The organism is Ensifer sp. NM-2 (assembly GCF_003024455.1).
GTDB lineage: Bacteria > Pseudomonadota > Alphaproteobacteria > Rhizobiales > Rhizobiaceae > Ensifer > Ensifer canadensis.
In genome coordinates, this window is record NZ_PVZR01000001.1 from 68182 (window position 1) to 85478 (window position 17297).

13 protein-coding genes are annotated in these 17297 nt (G+C 62.1%); 2 read left to right on the forward strand and 11 right to left on the reverse strand.

Features of this window, described 5'->3' with window-relative positions:
* Positions 1 to 109: 109 nt before the first annotated feature.
* On the reverse strand, positions 110 to 553 hold the full coding sequence (locus C6558_RS00340) for a MarR family winged helix-turn-helix transcriptional regulator (RefSeq protein WP_025425440.1): 444 nt from the start codon (positions 551 to 553) through the stop codon (positions 110 to 112).
* Positions 554 to 905: 352 nt separating this feature from the next.
* Complete coding sequence (locus tag C6558_RS00345; protein ID WP_025425441.1) at positions 906 to 1289, reverse strand: hypothetical protein; 384 nt, start codon at positions 1287 to 1289, stop codon at positions 906 to 908.
* An 89-nt stretch (positions 1290 to 1378) separates the two neighbouring features.
* Between C6558_RS00345 and polA the strand changes: the two genes are divergently transcribed.
* Positions 1379 to 4360 carry a DNA polymerase I gene (polA, locus tag C6558_RS00350; protein ID WP_025425442.1) on the forward strand — a complete coding sequence of 994 codons (2982 nt, stop codon included), beginning with the start codon at positions 1379 to 1381 and terminating at the stop codon, positions 4358 to 4360.
* 219 nt (positions 4361 to 4579) lie between these two features.
* Positions 4580 to 5434: a formyltetrahydrofolate deformylase gene (gene purU / locus C6558_RS00355; RefSeq protein WP_057219983.1), complete on the forward strand. Its 855-nt coding sequence runs from the start codon at positions 4580 to 4582 to the stop codon at positions 5432 to 5434.
* On the opposite strand, the gene C6558_RS00360 is transcribed toward purU, so the two are convergent.
* The 9 genes from C6558_RS00360 to C6558_RS00400 all read right to left on the reverse strand — a co-directional run bounded on the left by C6558_RS00360 (position 5427) and on the right by C6558_RS00400 (position 17215).
* Positions 5427 to 6071 carry a TetR family transcriptional regulator gene (locus C6558_RS00360; RefSeq protein ID WP_025425444.1) on the reverse strand — a complete coding sequence of 215 codons (645 nt, stop codon included), beginning with the start codon at positions 6069 to 6071 and terminating at the stop codon, positions 5427 to 5429. The genes purU and C6558_RS00360 overlap by 8 nt on opposite strands.
* Before the next feature lie 53 nt (positions 6072 to 6124).
* Positions 6125 to 9265, reverse strand: coding sequence for an efflux RND transporter permease subunit (locus C6558_RS00365; protein WP_025425445.1), 3141 nt, complete (start codon positions 9263 to 9265; stop codon positions 6125 to 6127).
* Between the two features lie 10 nt (positions 9266 to 9275).
* A complete protein-coding gene (locus C6558_RS00370) occupies positions 9276 to 10493 on the reverse strand; it encodes an efflux RND transporter periplasmic adaptor subunit (protein WP_025425446.1) in 1218 nt (405 codons plus the stop codon).
* A gap of 259 nt (positions 10494 to 10752) precedes the next feature.
* Positions 10753 to 11754 (reverse strand): ABC transporter ATP-binding protein, encoded by a 1002-nt coding sequence (locus tag C6558_RS00375; protein ID WP_025425447.1) that lies wholly within the window; start codon positions 11752 to 11754, stop codon positions 10753 to 10755.
* Between the two features lie 13 nt (positions 11755 to 11767).
* On the reverse strand, positions 11768 to 12832 hold the full coding sequence (locus C6558_RS00380; RefSeq protein WP_025425448.1) for a Gfo/Idh/MocA family protein: 1065 nt from the start codon (positions 12830 to 12832) through the stop codon (positions 11768 to 11770).
* Positions 12829 to 13668, reverse strand: coding sequence for a carbohydrate ABC transporter permease (locus tag C6558_RS00385; protein ID WP_025425449.1), 840 nt, complete (start codon positions 13666 to 13668; stop codon positions 12829 to 12831). The genes C6558_RS00380 and C6558_RS00385 overlap by 4 nt, the downstream gene beginning before the upstream one ends.
* A gap of 11 nt (positions 13669 to 13679) precedes the next feature.
* Entirely contained in the window at positions 13680 to 14630 is a 951-nt protein-coding gene (locus C6558_RS00390; protein ID WP_025425450.1) for a carbohydrate ABC transporter permease, read from the reverse strand.
* Between the two features lie 372 nt (positions 14631 to 15002).
* Positions 15003 to 16262, reverse strand: a complete 1260-nt coding sequence (locus C6558_RS00395) for an ABC transporter substrate-binding protein (RefSeq protein ID WP_025425451.1) — start codon at positions 16260 to 16262, stop codon at positions 15003 to 15005.
* 56 nt (positions 16263 to 16318) lie between these two features.
* On the reverse strand, positions 16319 to 17215 hold the full coding sequence (locus C6558_RS00400; protein ID WP_107026812.1) for an N-acetylmuramic acid 6-phosphate etherase: 897 nt from the start codon (positions 17213 to 17215) through the stop codon (positions 16319 to 16321).
* Positions 17216 to 17297 lie beyond the last annotated feature (82 nt).

Genomic DNA, 17297 nt, shown 5'->3' on the forward strand with positions numbered 1-17297 from the left:
GCAGCGATTTTGGCGTGTCCGAACGAACCCGCTCAGGTTGTTTAGAACCTCATGCGGGTGGATTTAAGCCAAATTTTTTGATGGAACGATTAGGGAGACGTGTTGCCTGTCACGCGGCACCGCCGTCACGCGCGGCATGGGCAAGCGCCATGCGCATGTATTCGAGCATGAGTTCGCGCTCGAATTGCCTGAGGCCTGATAACAGCGACTGATCGGCGGCAAGCGCTGCCTCCTTGGCCGCCGCCTCGATTTCCCTCGCCCTCTCGGTCAGGAAGATTTGCTGCGAACGCTTGTCCTGCGGATGTTTGCGCCTGACGATGAGCCCGTCGCGTTCCATTCTCGCCAGCGTGTTGGCCATGGTCGCCTGTTCGATGTCGAGCCTGTCGAGAAGCTGTTTCTGGGTCAGACCCTCCTCGGCCCATAGTTCCAACAGGACGGGAAACTGCCCGGGCGCGAAGCCGAGCTTCTGACCGCGCTCCTGAAGTGCACGCGAGAAGCTTTTGGCCAGCAGGCTGGCCAGGTAAGTCGCAGATTCCATACGGTTGAAGGCCATGCTCCAATGGGTACGCTCGAAGCGGCGCGAAGACAAGTTACAAAGCAGGCGATGGACTTGAGAAAGCCTTATCTCACAAGGATTTGACAAGGACTTGACCCAACCAACGAGAAACCGCCACGGCGCGGAGGCGGCGCCGTGGCGGTTCTCTGAAAACGGGACAAAGGCCCGGAGAGGGGGATAAGGCCTTTGTCCTCATCTGGTGCGGGCGGGGGACAGGCCAATCACCAGAAGACGGCATCACTCGGTGCCGTTGACTAAGATTTGAGGATTCAAATGTGGCTTTTCAAGGATTGGGCCAATGAATCGCACATTACAAATGCGTAACGTTTCTGTGAAAGCCGGACATTGCTCAAGCGCCCTTCGAGCGCCGGTTCCGCAAGGCAAAAATGACCTCCACGGCGCCGATCGCGATTGCAGTCGCCAACGCTGATTTCGCCACATCGCGGGCCGATTGATCCGGCCTGATGCACATGACGATAATGAAGGCGACGAAAAGTGCGGCCCGAGCGATCGCGTATTCGACCTTCTGCCACAGTGGCCACGGCGCGGCGTCCGCCCGTCTGAAATGGGCATCGAGCCCCGTCGTCGCAAGCAGATAGATCGGCGCAAAGACGGTCTTGATGACGACAAGGAATGCCGGATCGCTCAACAGCCAGGAAATGACGAAACAGACTCCGGCAAACCCTGAAAGAACAAGGTACTGTCTCAGTGCATATTGCACGTCATGCGGCATCGCTTGCTCCTCTGTGACAGCTGGACATTGTAGTGTTCGACGAGAAAACCGCAATGGACGTTTGGCTCACCCCGCGCTATCCATTGCCCATGAAAAACGGTGATCACCTCTTCCTCGTCGACGGCTCCGGATTCATCTTCCGGGCGTTCCACGCCATCCCGCCGCTCAACCGCAAATCCGATGGCCTTCCGGTCAATGCGGTGTCCGGTTTCTGCAACATGTTGTGGAAGTTGCTCACCGATGCGCGCGACACCTCCGTCGGCGTGACGCCGACGCATTTCGCCGTCATTTTCGACTATTCCTCGAAAACGTTCCGAAACGAACTCTACGATCTCTACAAGGCCAATCGCTCGGCGCCGCCTGAGGATCTGATCCCGCAGTTCGGGCTGATCCGCCACGCCACGCGCGCCTTCAACCTGCCTTGCATCGAGAAGGAAGGGTTTGAGGCCGATGACCTGATCGCCACCTATACGCGCCTTGCCGAAAAGGCGGGCGCCAGCGTCACCATCATCTCCTCCGACAAGGACCTGATGCAACTCGTGACGCCGAACGTCTCGATGTACGACAGCATGAAGGACAAGCAGATCTCGATCCCGGAAGTGATCGAGAAATGGGGTGTGCCGCCGGAAAAGATGATCGATCTTCAGGCGATGACCGGCGACTCGACCGACAACGTGCCTGGCATCCCCGGCATCGGCCCCAAGACCGCGGCGCAATTGCTGGAGGAATACGGCGATCTCGATACGCTGCTGGCGCGTGCGGGCGAAATCAAGCAGGCCAAGCGCCGCGAAAACATCATCGCCAATGCCGACCTTGCCCGCCTGTCACGCCAGTTGGTGACGCTGCGCACCGACACGCCGCTCGACGTCCCTCTCGAGGAGCTGCATCTCGAACCGCAGGATGGGCCGCGCCTCGTCGCCTTCCTGAAGGCGATGGAATTCACCACGCTCACCCGTCGCGTGGCCGCCGCCACCGATACGGACGCCGATGTGGTCGAACCGGCCGCGGTGCCGGTCGAGTGGGGCGCGGATGCGCGCGGACCGGATCTCGACAAGGCTGCGGCTGCCCCGGCGTCGTCGAGTGCCGGCGAGGCCGCGCCTGCGGCCGTGAGCCAGGTAGCCTCCACGGGCGAGGCCACTGACGCCACACCAGAGGCGCTCGCACAATCGCGCGCAGCCCTTTTCGCCAGCGCTACCATCGACCACTCGCGGTATGTCGCGATCCGCGATCTGCCGACGCTCGACGCCTGGATTGCCGACGCCAAGGACGCGGGCCTCGTCGCCTTCGACACCGAAACGACGTCGCTCGATGCCATGCAGGCCGAGCTCGTCGGCTTCTCGCTGGCGCTTGCTGACTATGGCAAGGACCCTTCGGGAACGGTGATCCGCGCCGCCTATGTGCCGCTGATCCATAAAACAGGAGTGGGCGATCTTCTCGGCGGCGGCCATGCTGAAAACCAGATTCCGGTGCGCGAGGCGCTCAGCCGGCTGAAGGTGCTGCTTGAAGATCCTTCGGTGTTGAAAGTCGCACAGAACCTCAAATACGACTACCTCCTCATGAAGCGACACGGCATCACCGTCCAGGGCTTCGACGACACCATGCTGATGTCCTACGTCGTTGATGCCGGCAACGGCACGCACGGGATGGATGCGCTGTCGGAGCGCTGGCTCGGTCACAAGCCGCTCGCCTACAAGGACATGACCGGCAGCGGCAAATCGTCGGTGACCTTCGATTATGTCGATATCGACCGCGCCACCGCCTATGCCGCCGAGGATGCCGAAGTCACCCTGCGCCTCTGGCACGTGCTGAAGCCGCGGCTGGTGGCCAAGGGGCTGGTGCGCGTCTATGAGCGGCTGGAGCGCCCGCTCGTGCCGGTGCTGGCCCACATGGAAGAGCGCGGTATCACCATCGATCGCCAGATCCTGTCGCGCCTCTCCGGCGAACTGGCGCAAGGGGCAGCGGCGCTCGAAGACGAGATCTACAAGTTAGCCGGCGAAACATTTACCGTCGGCTCGCCCAAGCAGCTCGGCGATATCCTCTTCGGCAAGATGGGGCTGCCCGGCGGTTCGAAGACCAAGACCGGCCAATGGTCGACCTCGGCGCAGGTGCTCGAGGATCTCGCGGCGGAGGGCCACGAACTGCCGCGCAAGATCGTCGACTGGCGCCAGATGACCAAGTTGAAGTCGACCTATACGGACGCCTTGCCGGGTTTCGTCCATCCGGAAACCAAACGCGTCCACACCTCCTATGCGCTGGCGGCGACGACGACGGGACGCCTGTCCTCGTCCGACCCGAACCTGCAGAACATCCCGGTGCGCACCGCCGAAGGCCGCAAGATCCGCACGGCCTTCATTGCCACATCAGGTCACAAGCTGGTTTCGGCCGACTACAGCCAGATCGAACTGCGCGTGCTTGCCCATGTCGCCGACATCCCGCAGCTTCGCCAGGCCTTTGCCGATGGCGTCGACATTCACGCGATGACGGCTTCGGAGATGTTCGGCGTTCCTGTCGCGGGCATGCCGAGCGAAATCCGCCGGCGGGCGAAGGCCATCAACTTCGGCATCATCTACGGTATCTCCGCTTTCGGCCTTGCCAACCAGTTGTCGATCGAGCGCTCGGAAGCCAGCGACTACATCAAGAAGTATTTCGAGCGTTTCCCCGGCATTCGCGACTACATGGAAAACACCAAGGCCTTTGCCCGCGAGCACGGCTATGTCGAAACGATCTTCGGGCGGCGTGCACATTACCCCGACATTCGCTCGTCGATCCCCTCGCATCGCGCCTTCAACGAGCGCGCTTCGATCAACGCGCCGATCCAGGGGTCCGCAGCTGATATCATCCGTCGTGCCATGGTGAAAATCGAGCCGGCGCTGAGTGAGGCGAAGCTTTCCGCCCGCATGCTGCTGCAGGTGCACGACGAACTGATCTTCGAGGTCGAGGATGCCGACGTCGAGCGGACCATCCCGATCGTCGTGTCGGTGATGGAAAATGCCGCGATGCCGGCGCTCGACATGCGGGTACCGCTCAAGGTCGATGCCCGCGCCGCGATGAACTGGGACGAGGCGCACTGAGGTTTCCCTGAGGGATTCCATCAGCGACCTTGCATCGACAGCTGCGGTTATTCTTGCAGAAGGCGGCCACGACGGCCGCCTTCTGCCTGTCGGCGTATCACGATGATAGAAAGCGCATGCCGCCGCCGTCTCAGCGGTTGCGGTCGTCCTCGTCTCCCCCTAGGCAGCGATCGGGGAGGGCGCTAGCGCGCCCGGCAGAGCCGCCGATCGGAGGAGACCATGGCCACCAACACATTCATCCTTGTGCTGTCCTGTGACGACAAGCCGGGCATCGTTGCCGCAGTGACGACGGAGCTGGCCGGCCTTGGCGCGAATATCGCCGAGAGCAGCCAGTTCTGGGATCGGCACACCAACAGCTTCTTCATGCGCATCGCCTTCCAGGCGCCCGATGGCATGACGCGGGACGACGTCGAGCGGGCGTTGCGGCCGGCGGTCGACCGGTTCCAGATGCGCACCGCGCTGACGGAAGCCGCACGCAAGCCGAAGATCGTCATCCTGGTGTCGAAGTTCGACCATGCGCTCCTGCGTCTGCTCTACCAGATCCGCGTCGGCTGGCTGAACGCCGAGGTCGCCGCCATCGTTTCCAATCACGAGGACAGCCGGCGCACGGCGGAACTCGAGGCGATCCCGTTTCATCATTGGACGGTATCGAAGACCAACAGGGAAGAGCAGGAGGAAAAGCTGTTGCGCCTGACGCAGGAGACCGGCGCCGATCTGGTGATCCTGGCGCGGTACATGCAGGTGTTTTCGGACAATCTGTCAAAGCGCCTCTACGGCAAGGCGATCAACATCCATCACTCGTTCCTGCCGTCGTTCAAGGGGGCCAGGCCCTACCACCAGGCCCACGAACGCGGCGTCAAGCTGATTGGCGCCACGGCCCACTACGTCACCCCGGATCTCGACGAGGGGCCGATCATCGAGCAGGAAACCGAACGTGTCAGCCACGCGCTGACGGCGGAGGACTTCGTCGCCAGCGGCCGTGACATCGAAAGCCGCGTGCTGGCCCGTGCCGTCAAGCTGCACCTGGAACGGCGGGTGATGCTCAACGGCCATAAGACCGTCGTCTTCAGCTGACGGTGGATAGTGCAGAACGGGCGGCGGAGGGCGTGCGGAAGCTCGAAAACAGCCGCCTCAGCCCGTCACGCCCTTCGGCGACGATGTCGAACGGGCGACCAAAGAGCAGCCACTGGGTGCAAAGCCCAAGCATCATCCAGTGAAGCGTGCGGGTCGCCGACGTGGGCGTCCAGCTGTCCTGCATGTAGCCCTTGGCAAGGGCGCGGGAAAAGGCCAGTTCGAGCAGGGCATTATGATGTTCGTCGAGTTCCTTGTGGCGGGTCAGGACCTCGCTCATGTCGCCGTCGTAGTTGGTGCGCAGCATGATGGTGAGAATGCGCTGGCGCTGCTCGTCGGCGGCCAGGATATCGATCCAGGCGCCCATGGCGTCCTCGACGATTGCCAGCGTATCGGCGGCCTCGGCCTCGATTTCCTGGGCGATCATGTCTTCCTGGGGCAGCGGCACGGCATCGTGCAGGGCCAGGAAAAGATCGGTCTTGTTGGCGAAGTGCCAGTAGATGGCGCCGCGGGTCACGCCCGCTTCCTTGGCCACTTCCTCAAGCGTGGTGTTTGAAACACCCTTTTCGTAGAACACACGTTCAGCGGCGCTCAGGATCTTCTGCCGGGTTGCCTCCGCATCGGCTTTCGTTCTGCGCATTCATTCCTCCTTGCAGAACGGCCCGCCGAGAGGGCGGGCCGTCGATAGCAGTGTTATTCGGCGGGTGTTGGGGTCTCGGCTGCAGCCGGTGTGGCTTCTACCTTCTTGCGTCCGAACAGCTTCGTGACGAACACGAAGAACACCGGAACGAAGAAGATCGCCAGCACCGTTGCCGAGATCATACCACCCATCACGCCGGTACCGATGGCGCGCTGGCTGCCAGAGCTTGCGCCGGTGGCAATCGCCAGCGGCAGAACGCCGAGCGTGAAGGCGAGCGACGTCATCAGGATCGGGCGGAAGCGTAAGTGTGCTGCCTCCAGCGTCGCATCGATCAGCGATTTGCCCTGTTCACGCAGTTCCTTGGCGAACTCGATGATCAGGATGGCGTTCTTCGCCGACAGGCCGATGATCGCGATCAGGCCGACCTTGAAGTACACGTCGTTCGGCATCTCGCGCATGGTCACGGCAAGCACCGAACCGATGACGCCGAGCGGAACCACCATGATGACCGCCACCGGGATCGACCAGCTCTCATAGAGCGCAGCCAGGCACAGGAAGACGAGCAGGCACGACAGCGCGATCAAGAGAGGCGCCTGGGTACCCGACTGGATTTCCTGCAGGGACTGGCCGGTCCATTCGTAACCGAAGCCTGCCGACAGTTCGCCCGCAAGCCGCTGCATTTCGTTGATCGCGTCACCGGAGGAGTAACCCGGAGCCGCTTCGCCGCTGATGCGTACCGACGGGTAGCCGTTGTAGCCGATCGTCTGGGTCGAGGCCTTGACCCACTCCACCGTCGCGAAGGCGGAGAGCGGGACCATGCCGCCATTGGCGTTGCGGACGTTGAGGTTCAACAGATCCGCCGTCTGCATGCGCTGACCCTCGTCCGCCTGCACCGTCACGCGCTGCATGCGGCCGGCATTCGGGAAGTCGTTGACATAAGACGAGCCAAGGTTGGTCGAGATCGTCGAGTTGATGTCCGCAAAGGTCACGCCGAAGGTATTGGCCTTTTCGCGGTCGATGGCCACGCTGACCTGAGCCGCATCGGGCATGCCTTCGAAGCGAACCCCGGTCACGATCTTGCTCTGAGCCGCAAGGCCGAGAAGCTGGTCGCGTGCCTGGGACAAAGCCGCTTCGCCGAGACCGCCACGATCCTGCAGGCGGAAGGAGAAGCCCCCGGTGGTGCCGAGGCCCTGGATCGCCGGCGGCGACAGCGCGAAGCTGATCGCATCCTTGATCTGGCTCATGGCCATGGTGGCCCGCATGGCGATCGATTGAGCGGCGTTGTCGGCGTCGCGTTCCTTCCAGTCCTTCAGCGTCACGAAGGCGAGCGCTGCGTTCTGTCCGGTGCCGAAGAAGGAGAAGCCGTTGATCGCGATGATGCGTTCGACAGCCGGCTCCTGGCCGAAGATCTTCTCCGCCTGTTCCACCACCTCGGTCGTACGGTTGCCCGTCGCTTCGGAGGGGAGCTGCATCATGACGATCACGAAGCCCTGGTCTTCGTCCGGAAGGAACGACGACGGCAGCTTCATGAACAGCCAGCCGAGGCCGGCCAAGACGGCGATGTAGACGATCATGTAGCGACCGGTGCGGTGGACCAGGCGCTTCACGATGCCGCTATAGCCGTGCGAGGTCTTGTCGAAGCTGCGGTTGAACCAGCCGAAGAAGCCGCGCTTGGCGTGGTGGTGGCCCTTCGGAACCTGCTTCAGGAAGCTGGCGCACAGCGCCGGCGTCAGCGACAGCGCGAGCAGTGCCGAGAACAGGATCGACACGACCATGGTCAGCGAGAACTGGCGATAGATCACGCCGACGGCGCCCGGGAAGAAGGCCATCGGAATGAACACCGAAGCCAGCACCAGCGTGATGCCGATGACGGCGCCGGTGATCTGCTTCATTGCCTTGCGGGTGGCGTCCTTCGGTGTCAGCCCCTCTTCGGACATGATGCGTTCGACGTTCTCGACGACGATGATCGCATCGTCGACCAGGATGCCGATCGCCAGCACCATGCCGAACATGGTCAGAACGTTGATCGAGAAGCCCATCGCCAGCATCACCGCGCAGGTGCCCAGAAGAGCGACCGGCACGACGAGTGTCGGGATGATGGTGTAGCGGATGTTCTGCAGGAACAGGAACATCACGATGAAGACGAGCGCGACCGCTTCGACCAGCGTCGAAAGCACCTTCTCGATGGAAACGGCAACGAACGGCGAGGTGTCGTAGGGAACCGAATATTCCAGGCCCTCCGGGAAGAACTTCGACAGTTCGTCCATGCGCTCCTTGATCGCCGTCGAGGTCGACATCGCGTTGCCGCTTGGCGACAGCTGTATGGCGATAGCCGCGGACGGCTTGCCGTTCAGGCGGGTCGAAAACGCGTAGCTTTCGCCGCCGATCTCGACGCGGGCAACGTCGCGCAGACGAACGGAGGAGCCGTCCGGATTGGCGCGAAGCACGATCGCTCCGAATTCCTCGGCGCTCGACAGCTGACCCTTGACGACAACAGGAGCACTGATCTGCTGCGTGATCGGGTTCGGCTGTGCGCCGATCGAGCCGGATGCGATCTGGGCGTTCTGGGCCTGGATGGCATTCGTCACGTCGCCGGCGGTCAGGTTGAGGCCGAGCATCTTGTCCGGATCGAGCCAGATGCGCATCGAGCGTTCGGTCGCAAACAGCTGCGCACGGCCGACGCCGGGCACGCGCTGGACTTCGTTCAGCACGTTGCGGCTGAGATAGTCGCCGAGACCGATGGCGTCCATAGAGCCGTCGGTCGAGGTGAGCGCGACGATCATCAGGAAGCCGGAACCGGCTTCGTCGACCTGTACGCCCTGGCGCTTGACCGAATCGGGCAGGCGCGGTTCGACGCGGCGAACGCGGTTCTGAATGTCGACGGCCGCCTGTCCCGGATCTGTACCGGGTGCAAAGGTGGCGCTGATGTCGACCGAGCCGGCAGCGCTGGAGGTCGATTCGAAATAGAGCAGGCCTTCGACGCCGTTCAGCTCGTTTTCGATCAGCCGGGTGACGCTCTGATAGGTGTCCTGCGACGAAGCGCCGGGGTAGCTCGTGTTGATGGAGATCTGCGGCGGCGCAACATCAGGATATTGCGATACCGGCAACAGCGGTATCGCGATGATGCCGGCGAGCATGATGAAGATCGCCACCACCCAGGCAAAAATAGGCCTGTCGATGAAAAAACTAGGCATTAATCAGCACTCACTCTGTGGCTTCAGCGGGCTTTGCGTCGGTCGCCGCGGTCGTCTGGGCTGCTTCGGCCGCCGGCTTTGCATTCGGATCCCAGTCGGTAGGCTCCACCGGCGCGCCGGGGCCGATCTTCTGGAAGCCTTCGACGATGACCTTTTCGCCGGGCTTCAGCCCCGAGGCCACCTGCCAGCGGGTTCCGACCGTGCGTCCAAGTGTGACGTTGCGGAACTCGACCTTCTTGTCGGCGGCCACGACATAGACCTGCGACTGGCCGGCATTGTTGCGCTGGACAGCCTGCTGCGGCACGGTGATCGCGTCCTTCTCGACACCCTGCTGGACCAGCACGCGGACATACATGCCCGGCAATAGGTCGCCGTCGGGATTGGGGAACTCGCCGCGCAGCGTTACCTGGCCGGTCGTCGCGTCAACGGCCGCTTCCGAGAACAGGAGCTTGCCCTTGTGTTCATAAGGCGTGCCGTCGTCGAGGATCAGTTGAACCTCGGCCTCCTGGTCACCGCTCATCATCTGGCCGGCTTCAAGCGCCTTGCGCAGGCGGATGAGATCGGTCGCCGACTGGGTAAAGTCGGCATAGAGCGGATCGAGTTGCTGGATCGTGGCGAGGTTTTCCGAGCTGTTGGCGCTGACGAGCGCACCCTCGGTGATGAGAGCGCGTCCGATCTGGCCGCTGATCGGGGCGGTCACGTTGGCGTATTGCAGGTCGAGCTTGGCAGCGGCCAAGCCCGCCTGGGCGATGGCGACGTCGGCGTTTGCTGCAGCCAGCAGGCCGTTTGCATCGTCGAACTGCTGGGCGGCGACGACGTTTGCCTTCTTCAGAGCTTCCTGTCGGGCAGCCTTCTGTTCGGCCTGGAGATGCACGGCCTGGGCGCGGCGCAGGGTCGCTTCGGCCTTTTCGACCTGGACCTGGAAGGGAGCAGGGTCGATGCGGTAGAGCACGTCACCTTCCTTGACCTTCGAGCCCTGCTGGAAGACGCGTTCGACGACGATGCCGGAAACGCGCGGACGAACTTCGGCGACGCGCGTCGCGGTGATGCGGCCCGGCAGTTCATTGGTGATCGGCAGCGTCTCGGATGCGGTCGTGAAGACAGCGACGGCCGATGGCGGGAAGGCGGGAGCGGCCTGTTCTTCGTCTTTCTGGCAGCCGGAAAGGAGAATCACGGTTGCCAAGGCGGCGGCCAGTGTCGGTCGGTTCATGCGCATAGCGATGTCCATATTCGGTGACCGTGCGCAGCCAGTGCGTATCGCAGGGCTGCGCGGTCCGGAAGTGAAGGGAAGCAATTACCAGTATCGGGATGGGAAAATACCGGAACGCTAATATACAAACACAAATGTATGTTAATTTGCGCCGCAGTGCAACACCGTGATGCAGCGCGTTGAATCGATCAAAAAAATCAGCCGCCGCAGTGCTTTCGGCACCACGGCGGCTTGATATCACTAAGGTGTGATCCGGGTTTGTCGCCGGATTATCGTCTCAGGCGAGGACGCGGTCGTCGGCACCGAAGCGGTGCATGCTGCCGACCATCGGCGTCGCAAAGACAATGTCATCAGGCGCGTAGCGGTGTTCGCCAAACAGCCGAACGGTGATCAGACCGACCTGGTCGGACTCGATATAGACAATCGTGTCGGCGCCCAGATGCTCGACGTGGATGACCTTGCCCTTCCAGTCGCCACTCTCGCGCGACAGACCGATATGTTCCGGCCGGATGCCGATCGTCTTGGCGCCGGGATCGCCGAGGCGGGCGCCGTCGACGAAGTTCATCTGCGGCGAGCCGATGAAGCCACCGACGAAGACATTGGCCGGCCGGTTGTAGAGATCCATCGGCGAGCCGATCTGCTCGATCTGGCCGGCGTTCAGCACCACGATCTTGTCGGCCAGCGTCATCGCTTCGACCTGATCATGGGTCACGTAGATCATCGTGGCCTTCAGGCTGCGATGCAGCCGGGCGATCTCGAGCCGGGTGTTGACGCGCAAGGCCGCATCGAGGTTCGACAAGGGCTCGTCGAACAGGAACAGCTTCGGTTCGCGCACGATGGCGCGGCCGATGGCGACACGCTGGCGCTGGCCGCCGGAAAGTTCCGCCGGGCGCCGGGCGAGATAGGGGTCGAGCGACAGCATGCTGGCGGCCTTGCCGACCTTGTCCTCGATTTCAGCTTTCGGCTTGCCGGCCTGCTTCAGGCCCAGGCCCATATTGTCCTTCACCGTCAGGTGCGGATAGAGCGCATAGGACTGGAATACCATGGCGATGCCGCGCTTGGCGGGGGCCACGTGTCCGACTTCGACGCCGTCGATCTGGACGCTGCCGGAGGTCGCGTCCTCAAGGCCGGCAATGGTGCGCAGCAATGTCGACTTGCCGCAGCCGGAAGGACCCACGAAGATGACGAACTCGCCGTCCTTCACTTCCAGGTCGATGCCCTTGAGAACCTCATGGTTTCCGTAGGCCTTGCGGATGGATTTGAGTTGAAGTGATCCCACCTAATTGCCCCTCTTAAAGTTTGACCGGCTGACCGGTGCGGACGCTTTCATCAGCCGCAAGGCAGATGCGCAGCGACTGGACGGCGTCGTTCATGTGGCGGTCGAGATTGATATCTTCGCGAATGGCCTTCAGCACATAGGCCTGCTCACGATCGCAGAGTTCCTGATGGCCGGGCTCTCCGTCCATTGTCAGGTCCTCGTCCGGCTTGAGAAAGCGACCGTTGGGACCAGTTTCCGCATTGTGCACGCGAATGACCGAGGTCTTGGTGTGTGTGTCGATATCGTCCGACTTGGCATTCGGATCCATGACGATCGACACGGAGCCCTTTGGCGACATGACGTCCTTCACGAAGAAGGCGGTCTCCGAAATCATCGGACCCCAGCCGGCCTCGTACCAGCCGGCCGACCCGTCTTCGAAGATCACCTGCAGGTGGCCGTAATTGTACATGTCCGAAGCGATTTCGTCGGAAAGACGCAGGCCCATGCCGCGCACCTCCACCGGCTTGGCGTCGGTGATCTGGCACATGACGTCGACATAATGCACGCCGCAGTCGACGATCGGCGGGGTCGTCTGCATCAGCGACTTGTGGGTCTCCCAGGTCGGACCGCTCGACTGCTGGTTCAAGTTCATGCGGAAGACGTAAGGACCGCCGAGTTTGCGGGCTTCGGCGATCAGCCGGATCCACGAGGGGTGGTGGCGCAGGATGTAGCCGATGATCAGCTTGCGGCCATGCTTCCTGGCGGCAGCAACGACCCGTTCGGCGTCTGCGACCGTCGTTGCCAGCGGCTTCTCCACGAACACGTCGCAGCCGGCTTCGAAGGCGGCAACCGCATAGTCGGCATGGCTGTCGGAATAGGTACAGACCGAGCAGAGTTCGGGTTTCAGTTCCTCAAGCGCCGTCTTGAAGTCAGGATGGATCTCGTAGCCGCGCAGTTCCTCCGGAAGCTCCACCTTGGAGCGGTTGACCAGCCCGACGATCTCGAAGCCGGGATTGTTGTGATAGGCCAGCGAATGGCTGCGGCCCATATTGCCGAGACCCGCGACGAGGACCCGGACCGGTTTGCTGTTTGAACTCACTTGACTGCTCCTGCGGTGATGCCGCGGATCAGCTGCCGCGAGAAAATGACATAGAGGACGAGAACCGGAAGGATGGCGAGCGACAGGGCCGCAAGCACGGCGTTCCAGTTGGTGACGAACTGGCCGATGAAGATCTGCGAGCCGAGCGTGACCGTCTTGGTTGCTTCTGCCGGCGCCAGGATCAATGGGAACCACAGATCGTTCCAGATCGGGATCATCGTGAACACGGCAACCGTTGCCATCGCCGGCCGGATCAGCGGCAGCACGAGGCGGAAGAAGATCGAGTATTCCGACAGCCCGTCGATGCGGCCGGCATTCTTCAGGTCATCCGAAACCGTGCGCATGAACTCCGACAGGATGAACACCGCGAGCGGTAGCCCCTGTGCGGTATAGACGAGGATCAGCGCCGTCAGCGTGTTGACGAGGTTGGCAGCGACCATGCCCTGAAGGATGGCGACGGTGCCGAGCCGGATCGGGATCATGATGCCGATCGCGAGATAGAGCCCCATCAGCGTATTGCCGCGGAAGCGGTATTCCGACAGCGCGAACGCGGCCATGGCGCCGAACAACAGCACCAGCGCGATCGCGACGACCGTGACGATGAAGCTGTTCTGGAAGTAGGTCGCGAAATCGCCCTGGCCGAGCACCGTCTGGTAGCCGATCAGGCTGAAGGTCTCGGGCGTCGGGACCGTCAACGGCGCCCGGAAGATCGCGTTGCGATCCTTGAACGAGTTGATGATCGTCAGGAACACCGGAAACAGCGAGATGAGCGTATAGGCGATCAGCGCGATGTGGACGAAGCCGGTGCGGAAAATGGAGTGGCGTGCTTGCGACATCTCGGCCTCCCTTAGAACTGATAGCGGCGCATGCGGCGCTGGATGACGAAGAGGTAGAGCGAGACGCCGGCGAGGATGATCAGGAACATCACCGTTGCGATCGTCGCGCCCATCGAGCGGTCGCCCAGCTGCAGCTGGAAGCCGAAGAAGGTGCGGTAGAGCAGCGTGCCGAGAATGTCGGTCGAGCCATCAGGACCGGCAAGCGCGCCCTGCACGGTGTAGACCAAGTCGAAGGCGTTGAAGTTGCCGACGAAGGTCAGGATCGAGATGATGCCGATCGCGGGCAGGATCAGCGGCAGCTTGATCTTCCAGAACTGGCTCCAGCCGGTGACGCCGTCGCATTCGGCGGCTTCGATCACTTCATCGGGAATGTTGAGCAGGGCGGCGTAGATCAGCATCATCGGGATGCCGACATATTGCCAGACCGAGATCAACGACACGGCGATCAGGGCCGAGCCTGGCCTGCCGAGCCAGGGCGCAAACATCGACTTGAGGCCGACGAGATCGAGCATCCAGGGCGCGACACCCCAGATCGGCGACAGGATCAGCTTCCAGATGAAGCCGACGATAACGAAGGAAAGCAGCGTCGGCAGGAAGATCGCCGTGCGGTAGAACGTGACGAAACGCAGCTTCGGAATGGACAGCATGGCCGCCAGCGCAACGCCGATCGGATTCTGCACGCACATGTGAATGATGAAGAAGATGACGTTGTTCTTCAGCGCGTTCCAGAAGTCGTGCGCCCAGCGCTCCTCGCCGAACAGGACCTGGAAGTTTGCGAGACCAACGAAGGTCGGCTGGCCGTCGACCGTGTTGTATAGCGAGAGACGCAGCGTCTCGATCAACGGCAGGATCATCACCGCCGTGTAGACCAGAAGGGCCGGCAGCAGAAAGATGAGGATGTGCCAGCGTTTCGGCCGTCTCACGGTCGGCTGTCCCTCTTGCAGTGAAGTGACGTTGCTCATTGATCGTACCCGCTTGTTCGACCGGTTCCCCAGGGCGTCATGATGCACGTCGACGCCACACGGCCGGTCTTGCCGCATAACGCCTGCCCCGATCCGGGCTCATGACGAAGGTTAAGGCTATCGCGTTCTTTTGCAAACGACTGCGTCGGGGACCTCCCCATCAAGGGGAGGTCGAGGACGCTGCGGCTGGGGGAGTGCCTCCTTGGGCAATGTCCTCCCGCCCGGCCCTTGCTGCATGTTTCCTCAATCCTATCCGATTTGAGGACAAAAACATTCAGCAATTCAAAGTGCTACAGCGACCTTTGTGCGTCCGACAAGACGCGCGGCGCTGTAGGGCCGACCCTCCCCCGAAGGGGAGGGAACCAGTTGCGCTTACTTCGCCGGCTTGTACCAGCCGTCGAGACCCTTCTGCAGCTTTTCGGCCGCAACCTCAGGCGTATCCGTGCCGTTGATGACGTTGGCCGATTCAACCCAGGTTTCGTTCTCGAGGCTCGGCGTACCGCGCGCCAGGATCTGGTAGGTCGAGCGGATCGTCGGCTTGCACTTTTCGCGCCAGGAAACGAATTCCTGAGCGAGCGGATCGGTCATCTTCACCGGGGTCGAATTGAGGCTGAAGAAGCCCGGCAGCGAATTGGCGTAAATCTCGGCGAATTCCGGCGAAGCGACCCAGGTAAGGAAGGTCTTGGCTTGCTCGGCGTGCGCACTCTTGGCGTTCAGACCGACGCCGATGTCGTTGTGGTCGGAGATGTAGCAAGCGTCGCCGGCGTTCTTAACCGGAGGCGGGAAGGCGCCCATCTTGAACTGGGCCTGGGTGTTGAACAGGCCGATTTCCCACGAGCCGGCCGGATAGATCGCGGCGCGGCCGAGCGTGAACAGGTTCTGGCTGTCCGGATAGGTCTGGGCCTCGAAGCCGTCGCCGAGATAGTCCTTCCACTTGGCGAGAACGCGATAGGGCTCGACCCACGGTTCATCGGTCAGCTTCTGCTCGCCCTTGATCAGCGCAGCGCGGCCTTCTTCACCCTTCCAGTAGGTCGGGCCGATGTTCTGGTAGCCCATGGTCGCGGCTTCCCAGAGATCCTTGGTGCCCATCGCCATCGGGATGTAGTTGCCGTCGGCCTTGATCTTGTCGAGAGCTGCGAAGAATTCGGCTTCCGTCGTCGGGATCTGGATGCCGAGCTGGTCGAAGGCGTCCTTGTTGTAGATGAAGCCGTGGATGACCGAAGCCATCGGCACGCAGAAGGTGGCCGAGCCATCGTCTGTCGTCCAGGCGGACTTGGCGACCGGGGAGAAATTTTCCATACCCGGCAGCGCCGTCAGGTCGGCAAGGTGCTTCTTGTTGTAGAGTTCGAGCGAGACATCGAACGGACGGCAGGTGATGAGGTCGCCCGCGGAGCCGGCGTCGAGTTTGGCGTTCAGCGCCGCGTTGTACTCGGTCGGCGCCATCGGGGCGAACTTGACCTTGATGCCGGGGTTCTTGGCTTCGAAAGCCGGGATCAGCTTTTCTTGCCAGATCGCCAGGTCGTCGTTGCGCCAGCTTTCGATCGTCAGCGTGACGTCCTCCGCGTGGGCCAGGCCGGCCGAGCCGAGAATGCTCGACGCAAGCAGCAGGCCCTTGAGTGTCGTACGGGTCATTTAGCTTCTCCCTCTTATATGCGCCGTTTTGGCGCGGTTTGAATCCCAGGTTTATCTCAGGCCGAAACGATATCGATCGCCCGGCGCAGGTTCTGCTTGGTCTGGTTGAGCGCCGCTTCGGCTGCCGCCACGTCCTTCGCGCCCGATGCCAGCAGGATGGCGATCTTGACCGAGCCGGATGCGGCATTGATCAGCCGGCCGGCCTCGGATGCGCCAACACCGGTAATGTCGGTGACGATGCGAACGGCGCGGCCGTGCAGCTTGATGTTGTCGGCGCGCAGATTGACCATGTGGCCGTCGAGCACGTGGCCGAGATGGATGCCGACCAGCGTCGAGAACATGTTGAAGGCGATCTTCTGTGCCGTGCCGGCACCCATGCGCGTCGAGCCGGAAACGACTTCCGGCGGCGTCTGCAGCAGAATGGCGACATTCGCGTCGTTGAAAAGAGCTGCGCCCGGATTGTTGGCAACGGCGATGACTTTTGCGCCGAGCTTGCGCGCTTCGTCGGCTGCGGCCAGCGCATAGGGTGTCGAGCCGCTGGCCGACACTGAAACCAGACAGTCGCCCGCGGTGATGCCGGCCTTGCGGACGTCTTCGCGCGCCAGATCCATGTCGTCTTCGTAGCCGCCGGCGAGGTCATTGAGACTGGCGGCGCCGCCTGCAAGCAGAATGACGATCTGGTCCTGGGGGATGCCGTAGGTGCCGGGAAGTTCCAGCGCATCGGCCATGGCCATCAGGCCTGAGCTGCCGGCGCCGGCATAGGCGAGACGCTTGCCGGAGGCGAGCGTTTCTGCAGCCAGGGACGCAGCAGCGGAAATCTGCTCAATCGCGGCGTCCACGACCTTTGCTGCCGCCTGTTGTCCGGATGCGAGCAGCCGAAGCGCCAGCGCCGGATGCATGACATCCAGGCCTTTGGCGTTGTCGTGACGCTCTTCGGTCTTCACTGAAGGCATAGGTTGTGTCTCCTCTGGGTGAATTAATGCCAAAAAAATACCAATTGTCTAGGAGAAATTACATTTTGGCGTCAAAAAAAAC

Bases quoted from the DNA above. Each gene is read 5' to 3' on its own strand.
- C6558_RS00340 (WP_025425440.1), bottom strand. From the start codon at position 553: ATGGCCTTCAACCGTATGGAATCTGCGACTTACCTGGCCAGCCTGCTG.
- C6558_RS00345 (WP_025425441.1), bottom strand. From the start codon at position 1,289: ATGCCGCATGACGTGCAATATGCACTGAGACAGTACCTTGTTCTTTCA.
- polA (WP_025425442.1), top strand. From the start codon at position 1,379: ATGAAAAACGGTGATCACCTCTTCCTCGTCGACGGCTCCGGATTCATC.
- purU (WP_057219983.1), top strand. From the start codon at position 4,580: ATGGCCACCAACACATTCATCCTTGTGCTGTCCTGTGACGACAAGCCG.
- C6558_RS00360 (WP_025425444.1), bottom strand. From the start codon at position 6,071: ATGCGCAGAACGAAAGCCGATGCGGAGGCAACCCGGCAGAAGATCCTG.
- C6558_RS00365 (WP_025425445.1), bottom strand. From the start codon at position 9,265: ATGCCTAGTTTTTTCATCGACAGGCCTATTTTTGCCTGGGTGGTGGCG.
- C6558_RS00370 (WP_025425446.1), bottom strand. From the start codon at position 10,493: ATGGACATCGCTATGCGCATGAACCGACCGACACTGGCCGCCGCCTTG.
- C6558_RS00385 (WP_025425449.1), bottom strand. From the start codon at position 13,668: ATGTCGCAAGCACGCCACTCCATTTTCCGCACCGGCTTCGTCCACATC.
- C6558_RS00390 (WP_025425450.1), bottom strand. From the start codon at position 14,630: ATGAGCAACGTCACTTCACTGCAAGAGGGACAGCCGACCGTGAGACGG.
- C6558_RS00395 (WP_025425451.1), bottom strand. From the start codon at position 16,262: ATGACCCGTACGACACTCAAGGGCCTGCTGCTTGCGTCGAGCATTCTC.
- C6558_RS00400 (WP_107026812.1), bottom strand. From the start codon at position 17,215: ATGCCTTCAGTGAAGACCGAAGAGCGTCACGACAACGCCAAAGGCCTG.